The organism is Acinetobacter sp. YH12049 (assembly GCF_013419875.1).
In the GTDB taxonomy this organism is placed as follows: Bacteria; Pseudomonadota; Gammaproteobacteria; order Pseudomonadales; family Moraxellaceae; genus Acinetobacter; species Acinetobacter amyesii.
Genome location: NZ_VOZH01000029.1, coordinates 1 through 16,131 on the forward strand (window position 1 = coordinate 1; position 16,131 = coordinate 16,131).

Annotated in this window: 17 protein-coding genes and 7 pseudogenes; 15 read left to right on the forward strand and 9 right to left on the reverse strand. The window is 37.1% G+C overall.

The annotated features are described in order from the left end of the window. Positions 1-127 precede the first annotated feature (127 nt). The 7 genes and pseudogenes from FTU05_RS12875 to FTU05_RS12905 all read left to right on the forward strand — a co-directional run. Positions 128-628 (forward strand): annotated as a pseudogene (locus FTU05_RS12875) (IS3-like element ISAba29 family transposase); the annotation flags it as partial. 121 nt (positions 629-749) lie between these two features. Then, positions 750-1,808, forward strand: coding sequence for a 2,3-butanediol dehydrogenase (locus tag FTU05_RS12880; protein WP_004281883.1), 1,059 nt, complete (start codon positions 750-752; stop codon positions 1,806-1,808). 262 nt (positions 1,809-2,070) lie between these two features. After that, positions 2,071-2,469 (forward strand): annotated as a pseudogene (locus FTU05_RS12885) (aldehyde dehydrogenase family protein); the annotation flags it as partial. Beyond that, positions 2,469-2,855, forward strand: coding sequence for a carboxymuconolactone decarboxylase family protein (locus FTU05_RS12890; RefSeq protein WP_177155611.1), 387 nt, complete (start codon positions 2,469-2,471; stop codon positions 2,853-2,855). The pseudogene FTU05_RS12885 and the gene FTU05_RS12890, both read left to right, overlap by 1 nt. A 292-nt stretch (positions 2,856-3,147) precedes the next feature. After that, positions 3,148-3,466, forward strand: a pseudogene (locus FTU05_RS12895) (helix-turn-helix domain-containing protein); the annotation flags it as partial. Positions 3,467-3,680: 214 nt separating this feature from the next. Further along, positions 3,681-4,985, forward strand: a complete 1,305-nt coding sequence (locus tag FTU05_RS12900; RefSeq protein WP_179990995.1) for a type II toxin-antitoxin system HipA family toxin — start codon at positions 3,681-3,683, stop codon at positions 4,983-4,985. After that, entirely contained in the window at positions 4,978-5,253 is a 276-nt protein-coding gene (locus FTU05_RS12905; protein WP_016658816.1) for a helix-turn-helix domain-containing protein, read from the forward strand. Before FTU05_RS12900 ends, FTU05_RS12905 begins: the two co-directional genes overlap by 8 nt. 370 nt (positions 5,254-5,623) lie before the next feature. Here FTU05_RS12905 and FTU05_RS12915 read toward each other — a convergent pair. After that, a pseudogene (locus FTU05_RS12915) lies at positions 5,624-5,842 on the reverse strand (IS66 family transposase); the annotation flags it as partial. On the opposite strand from FTU05_RS12915, the pseudogene istA reads away from it, so the two are divergent. Continuing rightward, positions 5,840-6,403 (forward strand): annotated as a pseudogene (istA, locus tag FTU05_RS12920) (IS21-like element ISAba8 family transposase); the annotation flags it as partial. The pseudogenes FTU05_RS12915 and istA sit on opposite strands and share 3 nt — an antisense overlap. Positions 6,404-6,456: 53 nt before the next feature. On the opposite strand, the gene FTU05_RS12925 reads toward istA, so the two are convergent. The 3 genes and pseudogenes from FTU05_RS12925 to FTU05_RS12935 all read right to left on the reverse strand — a co-directional run. After that, complete coding sequence (locus FTU05_RS12925; protein ID WP_063454701.1) at positions 6,457-7,389, reverse strand: IS5-like element ISAba12 family transposase; 933 nt, start codon at positions 7,387-7,389, stop codon at positions 6,457-6,459. 25 nt (positions 7,390-7,414) lie between these two features. Then, positions 7,415-7,696, reverse strand: a pseudogene (locus tag FTU05_RS12930) (exodeoxyribonuclease VII large subunit); the annotation flags it as partial. A 248-nt stretch (positions 7,697-7,944) separates the two neighbouring features. Then, positions 7,945-8,532, reverse strand: a pseudogene (locus FTU05_RS12935) (recombinase family protein); the annotation flags it as partial. A 455-nt stretch (positions 8,533-8,987) separates the two neighbouring features. Here FTU05_RS12935 and FTU05_RS18050 point away from each other — a divergent pair. Beyond that, complete coding sequence (locus tag FTU05_RS18050; RefSeq protein WP_005237346.1) at positions 8,988-9,317, forward strand: hypothetical protein; 330 nt, start codon at positions 8,988-8,990, stop codon at positions 9,315-9,317. A gap of 124 nt (positions 9,318-9,441) precedes the next feature. Here the strand turns inward: FTU05_RS18050 and FTU05_RS12940 are convergent, their stop codons facing one another. After that, entirely contained in the window at positions 9,442-10,329 is an 888-nt protein-coding gene (locus tag FTU05_RS12940) for a hypothetical protein (RefSeq protein WP_046206305.1), read from the reverse strand. 262 nt (positions 10,330-10,591) lie between these two features. Between FTU05_RS12940 and FTU05_RS12945 the strand changes: the two genes are divergently transcribed. The 4 genes from FTU05_RS12945 to FTU05_RS12960 all read left to right on the forward strand — a co-directional run bounded on the left by FTU05_RS12945 (position 10,592) and on the right by FTU05_RS12960 (position 12,448). Further along, complete coding sequence (locus FTU05_RS12945) at positions 10,592-10,852, forward strand: type II toxin-antitoxin system RelB/DinJ family antitoxin (protein WP_005254175.1); 261 nt, start codon at positions 10,592-10,594, stop codon at positions 10,850-10,852. Continuing rightward, positions 10,839-11,129, forward strand: a complete 291-nt coding sequence (locus FTU05_RS12950) for a type II toxin-antitoxin system YafQ family toxin (protein ID WP_127219988.1) — start codon at positions 10,839-10,841, stop codon at positions 11,127-11,129. The genes FTU05_RS12945 and FTU05_RS12950 overlap by 14 nt, the downstream gene beginning before the upstream one ends. A 205-nt stretch (positions 11,130-11,334) precedes the next feature. Continuing rightward, on the forward strand, positions 11,335-11,754 hold the full coding sequence (locus tag FTU05_RS12955; protein WP_164731167.1) for an META domain-containing protein: 420 nt from the start codon (positions 11,335-11,337) through the stop codon (positions 11,752-11,754). A gap of 367 nt (positions 11,755-12,121) precedes the next feature. Then, on the forward strand, positions 12,122-12,448 hold the full coding sequence (locus FTU05_RS12960) for a hypothetical protein (RefSeq protein ID WP_180161021.1): 327 nt from the start codon (positions 12,122-12,124) through the stop codon (positions 12,446-12,448). A gap of 138 nt (positions 12,449-12,586) precedes the next feature. Here the strand turns inward: FTU05_RS12960 and FTU05_RS12965 are convergent, their stop codons facing one another. Next, complete coding sequence (locus tag FTU05_RS12965) at positions 12,587-12,901, reverse strand: BrnA antitoxin family protein (protein ID WP_038350244.1); 315 nt, start codon at positions 12,899-12,901, stop codon at positions 12,587-12,589. Further along, complete coding sequence (locus FTU05_RS12970) at positions 12,864-13,175, reverse strand: BrnT family toxin (protein WP_180165633.1); 312 nt, start codon at positions 13,173-13,175, stop codon at positions 12,864-12,866. The genes FTU05_RS12965 and FTU05_RS12970 overlap by 38 nt, the downstream gene beginning before the upstream one ends. A 293-nt stretch (positions 13,176-13,468) precedes the next feature. On the opposite strand from FTU05_RS12970, the gene FTU05_RS12975 reads away from it, so the two are divergent. After that, positions 13,469-13,882, forward strand: coding sequence for a hypothetical protein (locus FTU05_RS12975; RefSeq protein WP_086231618.1), 414 nt, complete (start codon positions 13,469-13,471; stop codon positions 13,880-13,882). A gap of 2 nt (positions 13,883-13,884) precedes the next feature. Beyond that, positions 13,885-14,199 carry a hypothetical protein gene (locus tag FTU05_RS12980; RefSeq protein WP_000723215.1) on the forward strand — a complete coding sequence of 105 codons (315 nt, stop codon included), beginning with the start codon at positions 13,885-13,887 and terminating at the stop codon, positions 14,197-14,199. 201 nt (positions 14,200-14,400) lie between these two features. Here FTU05_RS12980 and FTU05_RS12985 read toward each other — a convergent pair whose 3' ends face one another. Together FTU05_RS12985 and FTU05_RS12990 are read right to left on the reverse strand one after the other, a co-directional pair. Next, a complete protein-coding gene (locus tag FTU05_RS12985; protein WP_000678311.1) occupies positions 14,401-14,967 on the reverse strand; it encodes a recombinase family protein in 567 nt (188 codons plus the stop codon). A 186-nt stretch (positions 14,968-15,153) separates the two neighbouring features. Continuing rightward, the gene (locus FTU05_RS12990; protein ID WP_005028603.1) at positions 15,154-16,053 is read right to left on the reverse strand and encodes a cation diffusion facilitator family transporter; all 900 of its coding nucleotides are present in this window, start codon (positions 16,051-16,053) and stop codon (positions 15,154-15,156) included. Positions 16,054-16,131 lie beyond the last annotated feature (78 nt).

Here is a 16,131-nt window from a genome sequence, read left to right on the forward strand (position 1 = left end):
GGTGCTGCAATGCGCAAGCTTATACATCTGTGTTATGGCGTTTTAAAACATCAGACTGCCTATCAAAGAGATTATTTATTGGTCGAATAATCTCAAAACCTGATTGACTACCAAGACGGTATCTCAGGTCGCTGACTTCACGTATATTCAAACTCATTCAGGCTGGGTCTATACCGCCTTTATTATTGATGTGTTCTCGCGAGCAATTGTTGGATGGAAAGTATCAACACGTATGAATACAGATATGGTGCTCGATGCACTGGAGCAAGCATTGCATGATCGAGGCATGCCAAAGAACGTGATTCATCATAGTGACAGAGGCGTGCAATATCTTTCCATTCGTTATACCAATCGTTTAGAAGCAGCAAATTTACGAGCATCAGTCGGTACGACCGGTGATTCATACGATAATGCTTTGGCTGAAACGGTGAATGGCTTATACAAAACAGAGGTGATTGAATATTTAAAAGCGGATTGGCAAGGTTTAGCAGATGTACAACTTGCGACACTAAACTGGGTAGATTGGTTCAATAAAGAGCGTGTACACAGTGCACTGGGTTATGTATCACCTTTTGAGTTTGAAGCAATGTACTATGATAAGATTAACCCGTTAGGTCAGGTGGCCTAACTTAAATAAAAAAGTCTCCGACAAACCCGGTACGGTTCAGTTCACAAACTACATTACAGGTCAGTCTATTTTGACAGATGGTGGAATGGTTTACCGTTAACATCAATATAAGGAATACAAAATGAAAGCAGCTCGTTTTTATGACCGAGGGGATATTCGAATTGAAGATATCCCTGAACCGAAAGTACTTCCAGGCACAGTTGGAATTCAAGTTGCGTGGTGTGGTATTTGCGGTACGGATTTACATGAATTCATGGAAGGTCCTATTTTTATTCCACCTTGTGGTCACCCACACCCAATTTCGGGAGAATCTGCACCTGTAACAATGGGACATGAATTTTCAGGCGTGGTTTATGCAGTTGGAGAGGGTGTAGATGATATCCAAATTGGGCAACATGTCGTAGTTGAACCCTACATTATTGCTGACGATGTGCCGACTGGCCCCAATGATAAGTATCATTTATCAAAAAATATGAACTTTATTGGTTTAGGTGGACGCGGTGGTGGTCTTTCTGAAAAAATTGCAGTTCAGCGGCGTTGGGTACATCCTATTTCAAATGATATTCCTTTAGACCAAGCAGCATTGATAGAACCTTTATCTGTCGGTCATCATGCCTATGTCAGAAGTGGCGCAAAAGCTGGCGATATCGCACTGGTTGGTGGAGCAGGCCCAATAGGCTTACTTTTATCTGCTATTTTAAAGGCTAAAGGTCTCACGGTTATCATTACTGAACTGAGTGCAAAACGTAAAGAAAAAGCGATAGAAGCGGGTGTTGCCGATTATGTACTAGACCCATCTAAGGTTGATGTAGTTGCTGAGGTAATGAAAATTACAGAAGACCGCGGTGTAGATGTCGCTTTTGAATGTAGTAGTGTCAATAAAGTCATGGATACACTCGTTGCAGCAATGAAACCAACTGGTGTAGTCGTTATCGTTTCTATTTGGAGCCATCCTGCCACAATTAATGTGCATAGTGTGGTCATGAAAGAGCTCGATATTCGTGGAACGATTGCTTATGTCAATGACCATCAGGAAACCATCCGTTTAGTCGAGCAAGGTAAGATTAATCTAGAACCTTTTATTACCCAACGTATTGCATTAGATGATCTTGTTTCTAAAGGCTTTGAAACGCTGATTCATAATAATGAGTCTGCTGTAAAAATTATTGTTCATCCATAGTAAAGCCTAATTTGAATAAGCTAGAAATAAACTCTATGTAGCTATTTCTAATATCTTTATCGATAGAGAATGAGTCTGTACGTACAGATTCATTCTCAAATTTACAGTGTTGAGTGCCAGTATGATTTTGATCATAGAGCCTAGTAAAGATATAAGGCTTTGTTGCATAAATATGTAAGCATCTGATTTAAATAGATTTAATTTTAGATCAAAAAATAATCAAAACTTTTAAAATCATATAGTTATGAAATCTTTGTGCAACAAAGCCGTTGCAGGTGGAAAACAACACAGCGCTGGTGAGTTATTTTACGAACCGACCATTATTGCCGATGTAACTGCAGAGATGGATGTTGCAACTCAAGAAACTTTTGGACCATTAGCTGCAATTTTTAAGTTCGAAACTGAGCAACAAGCAATTGAGATGGCCAATGCCACAGAATTTGGTTTAGCTGCTTACTGCTACACACAAGATTTAGGTCGTGCGTGGCGCATGAGTGAACAACTCGAGTACGGTATGGTTGGAATTAATAAAGGCTTGATTTCAAATGAGGTTGCACCGTTTGGTGGAATTAAACAGTCAGGTTTAGGGCGCGAAGGCTCAAAATATGGCATTGAAGATTATCTCGAAATCAAATACACCTTATTTGGAGGATTAGGCTAATGAGTAATGAAAAATTTGAAAAAGGTTTAGCGATTCGTAAACAGGTGCTTGGCGAAGCTTATGTCAATAATTCGATCAACAATGCTGATGATTTTAACTTACCTTTACAGGAACTGGTCACGGAGTATTGTTGGGGGGCGGTCTGGGGACGTGAAGAACTGAGCAAACCTGAACGTAGTCTAATTAATCTGGCTATGATATCAGCCTTAAACCGTCCGCATGAATTGAAGCTACATGTTAAAGGAGCTTTACGTAATGGCGTGCCTAAAGACAAAATTCGAGAAGTACTCTTGCAAGTAGCAATTTACTGTGGCGTGCCAGCTGCTGTAGATAGTTTCCGTATTGCAAAAGAAGCAATTTTAGAATATGAACAGGAAAATATTTAAAAATTTTACCAATCAAAGGTTAAAATTATAACCGCATTATTAAATGCGGTTATTCTATTTGCGATTGAAACCTATGAATACTTTCAGCATAAGAAATATTGACAATTAAAGTGAGTAAATCATTACCATATATCAAAATTAATGAAAATTTTGCCACTTGATATCAATTTAACATAATCACTATTATACGAAGTACAACTGTAACTCCAAAATAGAAATGTCCGGTTTCTCCAAAGTAAAGAATACTCGCTTTTGCGATTATCGAAGCGTACGGTTTGATATGTTGGTGTTTATGTCGGATAAAGAACTTAAACGATTGTCGGTCTTGCAAGAAATCTGTGATCAACGCATCACCCAATCTCAGGCTGCTCAGCTACTTCACATTTCAGAACGCCAGATCAGACGCTTACTGAAAAAATATAAAGCTCAAGGTCCATCTGCATCAGCTCCTACTGCACATGGTCAAACCTGTAATTCCAAGCTCCTTTTAGACTCAAGTGGCTGAATCTAGTGCATGAAAAGCTGACCAGCATTCATGGATTCAATATTTTAACGAAAACACCGCATTCTTGGATGATTGCAGCTGACTTATTAACGGCTCATATCATGATTAATTTGAAGGACATGCTGATAAATGTAGTCTGCTAATGTTTATTGACGATGTTGCCTCAAACTATAGCAGCCGGTGAGATCAACTCACATGACTTGTTATTCCCATGTAGAAATATACTGGCTAACAAGCAAATAGAAAGATAATTAATATTATTTTATTAAAATAGGTATATAATAAGAATATTTAATATATTTTACTATTTTAATAAAGTTATGAGTAAATATTGTACCATTCAAATTTATCAGGATGACCAGTGGCTTGACTGTGCAATTGTTGAGTTGATGGGTGAAAATGAGCATGGTTGGCAAACACCAACTCGTACTTCATATTTATTTGAATATGCAATTTCTTATATGGACTTACATGATGGCCATGCACTCGCCTATCATTTTCCTGTGAATGTACAAAATAAAATTAATGAAACTTGGCCTGCTTTCTTAATGGATTTACTTCCACAGGGCTATGGTCGTAAAGAATTATTAAGACAACTAAATTACAGTGAAAATGCACAAGAACAAGCAGATTGGGCACTTTTAAAAGCTGGAGCTGGCAACCCGATTGGACATTTACGTATTAAAGAAGCTCATGAGTGGCTGCAAAGGAGCTTTCCGACTGATCAAAATATAGGCTTTAGCCTAAGTGAGATTATAGAACGAAAAGAGCACTTCATTGAATCGCTCGCCTCTTATGGCTTATTCATTGCCGGCTCTTCAGGTGTTCAAGGTGAATGGCCAAAGCTACTCCTCTCCCAAGGACATGATGACCTATTTTATTTAGATCACACACTTGCAGATCATCAGGTAAAAAAACATTGGTTAGTGAAGTTCAGTCGTGGTAGTGACGAAAGCCTGAATAAAATTTTAACTAATGAAGCACACTATATGAAAATTGCTCATTATTTGGGTTTACGCGTACATGAGGAATTACAATTACATGGTAAAACCCTGTTTATTCCAAGATTTGATCGCTACGTACAGGATGGAAAAGTCCAGCGTATTGCACAGGAAAGTCTTGCATCTCTAAGTGGAAAAGCTGGTTTTGGTATTAGGATGACTCATAATCAAATCTGTGAATTACTCACACAGTGTTGTAGTCATCCGAAAGAGGAGATCTTCGAATATCTTAAACGTGATTTGGCCAATGTTGCCTTAGGCAATAAAGATAATCATAGCCGCAATACAGCGATACAACGCTTGAATAATGGCATTATACAACTGACTCCACTCTACGATTTTGCACCGATGTGGTTACATCCTGATGGTATCGCACGAACGACTCGTTGGGAAAAAGATGATCATGGTGGTATGCCAATTTGGCGTTCAGTGATTGAACAAGTCACAGCGAAAACTGGTATTTCACATCATGAAATTCAGGCAGAGTTAGTCAAGCAATTACCCCTCTATCGAGGATTGATGGCCGAAATGAACAAATTGCAGATCTCTCAGGAGATTTTGCAAAATAGTCAGTACCGGATTGAAAATATATGCCAGCAGATTCAGGAGTTAGCACGTGGATAAGCGCTATAAACCTATGACGGCAATTGAGCAGTTAAGAAAGCGCCAAGAAATATTGGAGACGATTAATCAAAATCCTGACTGGCCATTTTACAAGGTTGCTCGTTATATCCGAACTGAGCTTCATTTGACTTTAAATGAAATGGCTAAAATCACAAAAATAGCACCCCAAACTTTGCAAAAAATGGAACAGCCCAATAGTAATCCGACTTTGGAATCTATGATGAAACTCCTAAGCACCTTTGGTTTAAAGATTGTTATTAGATATTGAGTTAAAAGTTATTAATTCAAAGGTAAGCATCCGGCTAACACAGCCTTACCAAGCGATCCTATAAGCCTTAATTTAGTTCCCACCTAAAAACAAGTGGGGACTTAATCCATGAACATGGATATATATTCAGCAACACCTCCTGTTGCTAAAAAACGGTAAGCGTCCGCTGAACACACCTTCTGAATTCATCCTATAAGCCTTAATTTAGTCCCCACTTAGAAACAAGTGGGGACTTAAATTTATGACTACAAATAATCAGACATCCATCGCATCTCTTGCGAAAAAACGAAGAACATACAGTGCTGAATTTAAACAGCAGATCGTTCAGGCTTGTAAAGCGTAAGCGTCCGCTGAACCCCATGCCTATTTTTTAATTTGAGTTGGATTTCCAGCGATGTGGCAGTAATTCTTCTATTTGGGTCGCTTTATGCGTCGGCAGCCTTTTCAGCACATCACTTAAATAGGCATACGGATCCAAGCCATTCAGCTTTGCTGACTGGATTAAAGTCATGATGTTTGCCGCTCGCTGACCACTGCGCAGCGAACCTGCAAACAGCCAGTTCTTGCGCCCTAAGGCCCAAGGTCGCATAAACCCTATTTACTCCAACGTGTAAACGCAGCTCATCCTGAATGGATTCCTGCTGTTGTACTCTACCAGGAAATTTTAGGGTTGGGATATCCAGGAAAGATCAGGATCTTGAGGGAATATCTTGCAACATTAAAACCAGTTGCCAAACCGGAACCGATCATTCGTTTTGAAACCCAACCTGGCCAACAAATGCAGGTGGATTTCACTACGATTCGACGCAACAACACGACTTTAAAAGCCTTTGTCGCAACATTAGGGTATTCCAGAGCGACTTTCGTGAAATTTTATGATCATGAACGTACGGATGCATGGATCGATGGTCTAGAAAATGCATTTCAGTTCTTTGCAGGAGTACCTCAGGAAATCCTGTTTGATAACGCTAAAACGATCATGATTGAACGGGATGCCTATCAGGAGGGGCAGCATAAATGGAACCCCAAACTGCTCGACTGCGCCAAGAAATACAGCTTTCGTCCTCGCGTATGTAAGCCCTACCGTGTACAGACCAAAGGCAAAGTTGAACGCTTTAATGGATACCTCAAATCAAGCTTTATTGTGCCATGGCTTTGTTGCACAAAGATTTGAAATGCAAAGCGCCCCTAATTGAGCCAAATTTAAGGCGTAACTTGGGTAAGTGGTCGACCTAATTCCGTAAATCTGTTAAGGACTGCTACACGTGCATGGATCTCATTCACTTGGCTATCAAAACTCCTTGCACTGAGTTTATCTCCTAATAATTTGATGCAATGCATCTTAGTTTCAACCAAACTTCGACGATGATAGCCTGACCATTTTTTCCATAGTGTCCTGCCTAAACGTTTAATTGTTCGAAGTAATTCATTTCGCTCTAGCGAGCTACTCTTTGTATCTTTCCATGGTTTCGCATTTTTTCTAGGTGGAATCACCGCATGCGCTTGCCGATCTGCAATGACCTGACGGCATTGCTTGGTGTCATAAGCTCCATCGGTATAAACAGAGTTAATCTGCTCATCTTGTGGAATCTGATTAAGTAAATCACCAAGCACCTGTGAATCACTGACATTATTGGTTGTAAGCTGAACTGCTCGTATTTGTAGGGTTTTAGCATCTATACCAATATGAAGTTTACGCCATTGGCGACGATATTCAGGTCCATGTTTCTTGCGTTTCCATTCGCCCTCACCTAGAAACTTCATGCCTGTAGAGTCCATGAGTAGATGCAGCCCATCGCTACTTTTTTGGTAGCTGATTACAATATCAATATGCTTTTGTCTTCTACAAAGCGTGGTGTAATCTGGAGCTATCCAATTTAATCCGCAAAGTTTAATCAGACTTTGCACAAAGCCAGTGACCATACGTAAAGACAGACGGAATAAGGATTTAATCATTAAGCAGCATTGGATGGCTGCGTCGGAGTAGGTTTGATTTCGCCCTTGTTTGCCTTTTGATGGCGCATACCATTGCGTAGCAGGATCAAACCAAATGGCAATATTTCCGCGACTCATGAGTGCTCGGTTATATGCGGGCCAATTGGTTGTGCGGTAGATTTTGTGTGTAGGCTTCTTCATTTGAAAATTATATCGCTGAAAAACCCTTTACAGATAGGTTTGTGCAACAAAGCCGCTCCATTCCACTTTCGTTCTGAAACTTGTACAGAAGCTTAGCTGCAGTGGACTTCCAAATGGTTCCTTTACAAGATGCAATGACTTTATCAGTGCCCTCTTCTTTTTCAGCAAGTTCTAGGTAGCAGTGACCACTCTTGGTGTTCAGGCTTCTAATTTCAGCTTTAACCCATACAGGATCACCAAAGGCAATCTTTACGATCTCTTGAACTGTTTCGAGGTATTCACTGAGGGAAAGCTGTTGATCAGGCATACTTAGTTTTTATGAATTGTAATTGTCAAAGACTATAGAAAGTTTGGCTTATAGGCAAACACCTATAGGTTATGAAGTAATAATGCCACTTCATGTATCGCAAGTCATGCCGGTTAGGGCAGTGACGATAGAAACCAAAAAAGTGGCTAACATTTCAACTAAAGGTCTTCAATGGCTACTCGAATCCTGCCTTGTTGTGCACGAGATTCGACAAGCTGATTCAGCTCTGCATCTTCTCCTTGGTTCATTACTCGATACACAGTAGCTACCCCACAACCAACAGCTTTCGCAATTTCCTGCTTAGTCATGTTATTTGTAGCAAGCAACTCCTTGATTCTTTTGTGCTTGGCTTCATTTGGTTTCTTACCTGATGGTTTGTACCCTGAACGCTCTAAGCCTTGCTTGATCCTTTCTATACGTTTCTCGTTATCCAAACGAGCCATAGTAGCAAGTAGATCAATCAGCATATTGTTGATGAGATCTAGGATCGAACTTGTAATACTGTCATTGGTTTGGATTAGTTGATGAGTAGTCGGAAGGTCAGCAACTACTAAGCGAAGCCCCTTCTCTTGGATTCTACGCTTAAGTTCTTGGAAGTCTGCTTGGCTTAGACGGGACAGACGATCAACGCTTTCTACCAATAACGTGTCGCCTTGGTTTGCTTCTGTGAGCAACCTGTTTAGTTCAGGACGATCCAACTTCGTCCCTGAGAAATTCTCAATATAGGTAACCGATTCACCTAACTCGAGCCTTTGGTTTAAGTCATCTAATTGGTTTAGTGCTCTCTGTGCATCTTGATCTTTGGTTGAAGCTCTTAAGTAGATTCTAGTCGTCATGGTTTATCATTTGAGATTATTGAATATACTACAATGATACAGCTATCATTTAATCAACATAACAACTCTAATGATATTTCGTTGTAACTAACTGTTTCCTTATCATTCGGGTATAGTCTTTTGATAAAAAAAGCATGACTAAAAGCCATGCCTTGGGAATTCGTATAACGTGTATTATGTTAATTTTAGGAAATCTTAAGCTTTAGCCAACATAATCTTCAGTTGATATTACTTGAGCATATGCAAATTCAAAAGCGGCCATTAATGTTGCATGGACATGACCAGCAGGTACTTTAACGCCATTAAATTCCAAGTCAGCTCTGGCCCTAGAATCATTTTTTTAACTTTTCATAACGAAGAATAAAAATAACTCAATGTTTACTTTAGGTTTTATACGCTTTTTCTTTTCTGGAGATAATGCTAGGATCAAAATTGGCTAACATTAAATAATCATAATGAAGAATCTTCAAATAGTTATAGCACAAGCTCTACATTCATATGAATTTGAACATATGGAGCAATCAATAAGTAAATCCATTAGCGACACTATATTGGAAATATTGGTCAATGATGGGCCTTTTGAAAAAATTGATTGTTATCTGTATTCAAAAAAAGATTCTAAAAAAATTCTAAAAAGCTCTATACACTATGTAATTGCTGTCTTAGAAAGGGCGAAGTATAGAGTACAGAAAGCTCAGCAAGATAATCTGAGTCCTTTGTATATCTGCTTATACGTGATTAAGAAAATTGAGGGCTTTATCGAATACTTAAATACTAAATTTTAACTGTGAAAGCCTCCATTTAACATAATGGCTGTTATACGAAATAAAAAAACCTAGGCACTGCCTAGGTCTTAAATTTAAAAAAATACATAAAGATTAAGGCGCATGACACTTCAATCAAGCTATATTAATAATTACATACCATAGAAACAGCACCTTGATAGTTACCATTATTGCTCAAAGTCATACGGTAAATTGCACCAAGTACTAGGCTATTTGGTCCATTATCAGCTATGTTAAATGTACCGATCTGATTTGATTCACCTTGTTGTCCTACGATACCCAATAAGTTATAGCTGCTATAGTTATTGAATGAATCAACCCATCTCATTGATGAAGCAAAGGTAGTTTCATCACTGCCATTTTTTGCAGTAAATTTAACGTCGATATTGCCGTTAGGATTTAAGGTAATACTTCCATTATGAATGGATGGAGAAATAAATTTTTCAAATTGGCCACTATTGGTCACTTTTGCTTGAGTAGCATTAACATCAGTACAGTTAATTTGTTTGGTTTGGGCAGAAATACGCTTAGTAATGATTGGGGTAAATGCAAAATAAAAATAAGAGGCATTGCTATATTTGGAAATATCTGTTGATTTTATTTCCCCATTTTTTTCATAATTAAAAATTCCTTTGGTTACACGAGCAATCGTAAAGTTTTTATTTCCAGCAATTTCTTTCGCAACAATATCTCCTGTAATTTTGTAATCACCAAATTCGGTGATAATACCATCGGCATTTTGTTTTACAGAATCAAGTCTTGATGCACCAGAAGAATTAGGGTAGTCAAAAATAATATTGTAGGATTGTGATGGATTCAATTTTTCTAATACTGAACCAGTAGAAGTATCTGGTGTGGTGCCGCTGTTCCCTGTAGAGCTCGATGTACCATTCCCTGTAGAGCTCGATGCACCATTCCCTGTAGAGCTCGATGCACCATCACTGCCGCCGCCGCAGGCAGTTAAAGTAAGACCCAAAGAAATAACTAAAAAAGAGGTCTTAAATCGGTTCATGGTAATTCCTAGTTTAAAAGAATCAACTATAGTCTATTGTTAGAATACTGAAAATACGAACATCTTTTTATTTACAATAACTTAAGTGCATAAACCTACTTTTAAAGGCTTATTCAGCAAACAATGATTGATAGCTATTAACTTTATAGGCATATTTAATTCAAATATACCTCTCCTTTAACATAATGGCTGTTATACGAATTGAACTTTTCGTCATCTAGGAATATAGTGTGATTAACAATGTTAATCATAGGGGCTTAACATGGCTTCAAATGCACTAGTAACTACTCGCATCAATGAAAACATTAAGCATGAAGCAACGGAAGTTCTAGCAACAATGGGCTTAACCGTCTCAGATGCAGTCCGTTTGTTATTGACCAAAGTAGCTAAAGAAAAGGCTTTGCCTTTTGAAATTTGGCAACCTAATGCTGAAACCATTGCAGCAATGGAAGAAGATCTAAGCAAAGCAAAGAGCTTCACTTCTGTAAAAGACTTGATGGCTGATCTAAATGCGGACGATTAAGTACACATCAGCATTCAAGAAAGACTATAAACGTGAGAAAAAAGGCCAGCATCGAAATACAGTGGATACTGAACTACAAACTGTTTTAGAGTTATTACAAGCTGATGAACCTTTGCCTGAAAAGTATCGTGACCATGCTTTGGTCAGTAATTGGGTAGGTCATCGTGATTGCCACATCAAACCAGATCTTGTTTTAATCTATAAGAAAACAGAAGAAGGTGAACTGCTAATTTTGAAATTAGTTCGATTAGGCAGTCATAGTGAATTGGTAATTTGAGTGACCAAATATCAATAACAAAATTTTAAAGTAATCTTCAAAAATGGGAGCTTAAGGCACCCATTTTTGACTTCGGATAACGTGTATTATATTAATTTTAGAATCTCTTATACGGACAATAACGATGACGAGAATATTTATACTGATGTTCGTCGTTGGACTTTTGAGCGCTTGTCATAGGCCTTCATCAGCCGATCAATCCAAGATGCAAGAATTACAAGTAATATCTTCTGGTGAACAGACCTTAGCAAAATTTTCTTGGCAATTGATCGAGGCAACAAATGCTAATAGTGAACGTATAGATTCATTATTTTTGGCTTCAAAACCTGACCAGTCTATCACGCTAAAATTTGCAGATAAGATGCTGTATATTGGTAATTTATTTTGTAATATAAATTCGATTGGTATTCATTTTAAAGGCAATCGTTTATATGCTGAACAGCCAATTGTTGCCACAATGATGGGCTGTCCTGATGATATCAACTTACGTGAAAGTACGATGATAGATATTCTGGTGAATGCTCCCACATTGTATCTTCAATCTCGTAAGGGGCAGGTACAACTGCTTATAGAAACACAAAAAAAAGAGAAGTTGATTTTTAAAGGTGTTCAAGTCAACAAGTAGCCTGAATTCTTGCAGTACACTGATGAAAATCATAAATATTTTTTATAAAGTGAGATTTCACAAAAAATGAGATTTTTTTCTTTACTAATCTTACTTATATTTTCCACGTCTATACTGGCTTCTCCTGCTTTTGCCCCTCAAGAATTAGAAGTATATAAGGGGCTCCAAAAAGCTAATATGTCACGTTTAAGAGTAAACCTGACTGTTTCTGGTAATGACCATAAAGGGAAAATTAATGTATCTAATTTCACTTTATGCTCAGCCGCTTCCTGCTGGAAAATTAAGGTTAATAGATATGTACCTGTTGTGATACCTCACAAGTTATAGTTATTAATAAACTCATAAGACCAATTGAAGAACTACCAAAATGAAGAATAGCCTATTTTACTGTCTTACATTAGTTCTACTTATAGGATGCCAGCCATTTGAAAAAAATGGATATATTTTTATTAAAAATCAGACTGATTATCCAATTACAGACCTTAAAGTAACTTATACTAGTGCTCAAAAAACTTATAGCTTAGGTACTCTTTATCCTTATTCAGAATATAAATACGCCATCAATTACGAGCAGCACAATGAGGATTCAATAATCTTTTCATATTTAGATAAAAATCATAAAAAGATTAATCAAGAAGTAGCTACGTATGCAGCCAAATATGATAGGAAAAGTTATGAAATAGTTATTCAATAGAATATAAATTACAATTACTAATTGAACGAAAAAACTTCAATTTGAAATTTCAAAAACTTGATTTTTCCACTAAATAACTATCCATTTAACATAATGGTGGTTATACGCAGTCAAAAATGGGAGCCTAAGCTCCCATTTTTATTGATGATTTTTTAATTCTTTAAGCATGGCATCCCGTAAAATTTTATTCATTCGTGTTTGATAGCCTTTGCCTTGGGCTTTTAGCCACTGCATGACATCTGCATCGATGCGAACCGTAGTTACTTGTTTAGTCGGCTTGTAAAATGGATTTTGCACTGCATTTTTCCAGAAGCTGTCATCAAGTTCAGGAATATCTGAAAAATCGATTTCACTGTCTGGACGTTTAGCTAACGCTTCCAGTCTTGCCTTTTGTTCTTCAGACAAAACAGGAGGATTATTCAAATCCATTTTGTAGGTAACGGTTTTGCTCATATTGTTTCCTCTCTTTTTTCTCTGCCTGTCGTGCTGAAATAATACGGACATGATCAATCCCATTATGATCTTGTACAGTATGAGCCACCAATAAAACTGTCTGCCCGTGTACGAGACCTATCGCTTGCCAACGATATTCACCATTTTCAAAGCGATCCTGTTTGAAGACGGCATGAGCATCATAAAAAACCAAGGTTGCATCTTCAAAAGCTACACCATGTTTTTTGAGGTTTGTTTCTGCTTTATGCTCATCCCATGAAAACTCAATTTCCATAGTTGCATCGCTTTTGTTAATATAAAAATGTTAATACAAAATTGTAAATTTTGCAAAGTTGTTCCATTTTCTATTGGCAAAATCTTACAGAATCGAACATAAAAAAGCCGACTTGTTTCAAAGTCGGGTTTTTGTGGTTTTTGTGATCAATGTGAAATTTTTAAATCATTGATATTTATATTAATATACAAGTGTATTGCGTATAATAGCCATTATGTTAAATAGAATCAAAAAACCTCCAATAAAATCGTTATAGTATTATTATTTATTGAATAGATAAGAGAATTAAATTAGTGAAATACTCAAATGAAAAAATAGTAAAAGCTCTCTTACTTTCTCCTTTACCACTACTTTTTTTCACAGCAGTCCTGTTTATCGTAATGAATCAGGAATACAGCCTATACTCGATTTTAGTGGTTCTTGTAGGGCACGGTCTTGTCTACTTGGCTTATTGTATTTTGACTGTACCTTTCAGCTTCATATTCTCAATTCTTTTAAATCGTTATAACAGTCTTAATTTATTAACTATCTGTATTGCCTCTATAATTATTGCTACTCCATTTTTTATTCTTTTTGGATGGAGTCACACAGGAGAAATTTCGAAAGAGTGGTGGAAGATGTATACAGATACATGGACTATCTTTATGGCTCTATTTCCTGGCTTATGTTATTGGCTGTTTTTAATTAATTTAAAAGATAAAGAATAGTTATGAAAAAAATATTATATTTTAATTTCTTAGCGATTATTTTGACTTATGTATCTTTGCTTTATCAAAAAAATATATTAGTTGCTCGCATAGTTGTAGATAAGCTTGAAAAAGTTGAAGTCATAGCTGGGGGATTTCCTCTACAGTTCCTTATAGATGGTGAAACCTCTCCAGTCGGAAGTATAAGTATCAATCCTTTATTTATTTTCATCGGCATGGATCAATTTGTTTTTCTCAATTTTTTTATTGATTATTTATTTTGGGTAAGTATTTTATTTGCTTTTTCTATGATTGTGAAAAAGTACAGAATTGTATAGATCTCCTAAAATTAACATAATACACCTTATACGTAATGTTTGATATTTCTCTTTAAATATCATTATATTAAAGCAAGCCGTTCTGGAATATAGGGCACCAGAGCGGCTTTTTATTGATTATTCATGTTCCACGCTTAAAATTCGAACAGTGTTTCATGATTTTTATAAGTTAAACTAAATTTAGTTGCTAATCCCAATAAGCTATTCACTAACTTGTAAATATCGGTATACCGCCTGACGACTAATCCCAAAAGCTTTCCCTAATGCCATTTTCGATGGATACTTCCCCTCCTTCCATGCTTGTCGTAAAGCTTCAGCTTGGTCAGGCTTTAGTTTATGCACCCGACCTTTGTACTTCCCCTGAGCAGAGGCGAGTTTTATTCCTTCCTTTTGCCGCTCTAAAATGATCTCACGTTCGAACTGTGCAAAAGCACCCATCATTTGAAGCATCAAATTATCCATCGGGGTGGATTCGGCTGTAAAAGTAATATTTTCTTTTACAAACTGGATGGCGATCCCTCGTTTGACCAGTTTATCTACTTCAGTGACCAAATCTTTTAGGCTTCGCGCAAAACGATCCATTGAATGTACAATCACCCTGTCCCCTTCCCGGACATAGTTCAACATTTCCTGAAATTTAGGTCGGTCAGTATTTTTACCTGAAGCACGGTCAACAAAAATCCGGTCGACCTCAATTCCTTCAAGTTGACGTCCAGTGTTTTGCTCGACAGAACTTACCCGGACATACCCTACTTTTTGGCCTTTCACTTTTTCACGCCCCAATTGGATAAAAATGAACAATTTCGTAAATTATAATTCTTTAACACTAAAGTTACATGTTACTTATGATTAAAAATCATTTAAATGATACATAATTTCATGAACTTTCAGATTGTAACTTTAGGGTATACTTTAAAGTTACACAAAACATCTATATGAAGACTAAAGTCCAAATTAGTGTTTATGTTGGTTCAATGTATTACATTTCGTATTTTCTATTTGTAACGTAATTTCAGTAATATTATGATTATGTTTTAGAACTTCTAAGGCCTTTTGATAGAGTTGATCTGTATTGCTATTCGGAGCAACCAAATGAGCAGTTAAATGAATATTTCTTGAGGATATAGCCCAGACTTTCAACTGATGAATCCCTTCAACGCCCTCTAGCTTCAATAAATCATTTCTTAACGACTCAATATCAATCTCATCAGGAACTCCTTCAAGCAGAATATGAATACTTTGTTTTAATAAAATCCAAGTTCGAGGTAAGACCCAGAAGCCAATTAACACAGCGATTACGGTATCAACCCACATCCACTGGGTAAAATAAATAACTATTCCTCCGATAATCACGCCTATCGATCCTAGAGCATCACTAAGAACTTCTAAATATGCACCTTTTATATTTAGACTTCCTTCAGCACTAGCAGAAAGGATTTTCATTGAAATCAAATTTATGACCAAACCAATGACCGCGACAATCATCATTCCAACACTTTGAATTTCAGCAGGATTCGTAAAACGTTGATAAGCTTCATATACAATATATATTGCTACCACAAAAAGCATCACCGCATTAAACAGAGCCGCTAAAATTTCAAATCGCTGATAGCCAAAAGTTCTTTTATCATCTGCGGCTTTTTTACCAATTTTGATAGCGGCAAGAGCAATAGCTAAAGCGGCTACATCAGTAAACATATGAGCTGCATCAGATAACAAAGCCAAACTTTGGGTAATAAAAGCAGCGACAACTTCTACTATTAAAAAAGTAGTCGTTAAACCTAAGGCAACCATTAACTTCTTACTATTTTCTTCAGTAACAACCGCATGGCTATGATCATGATGTTCTGACATAAAATATTTTCCTTATTCTATTTATGATGAGCAGAGATATTGGATAACAGCCAATATCTCTGCTGTAAATCGACTAAT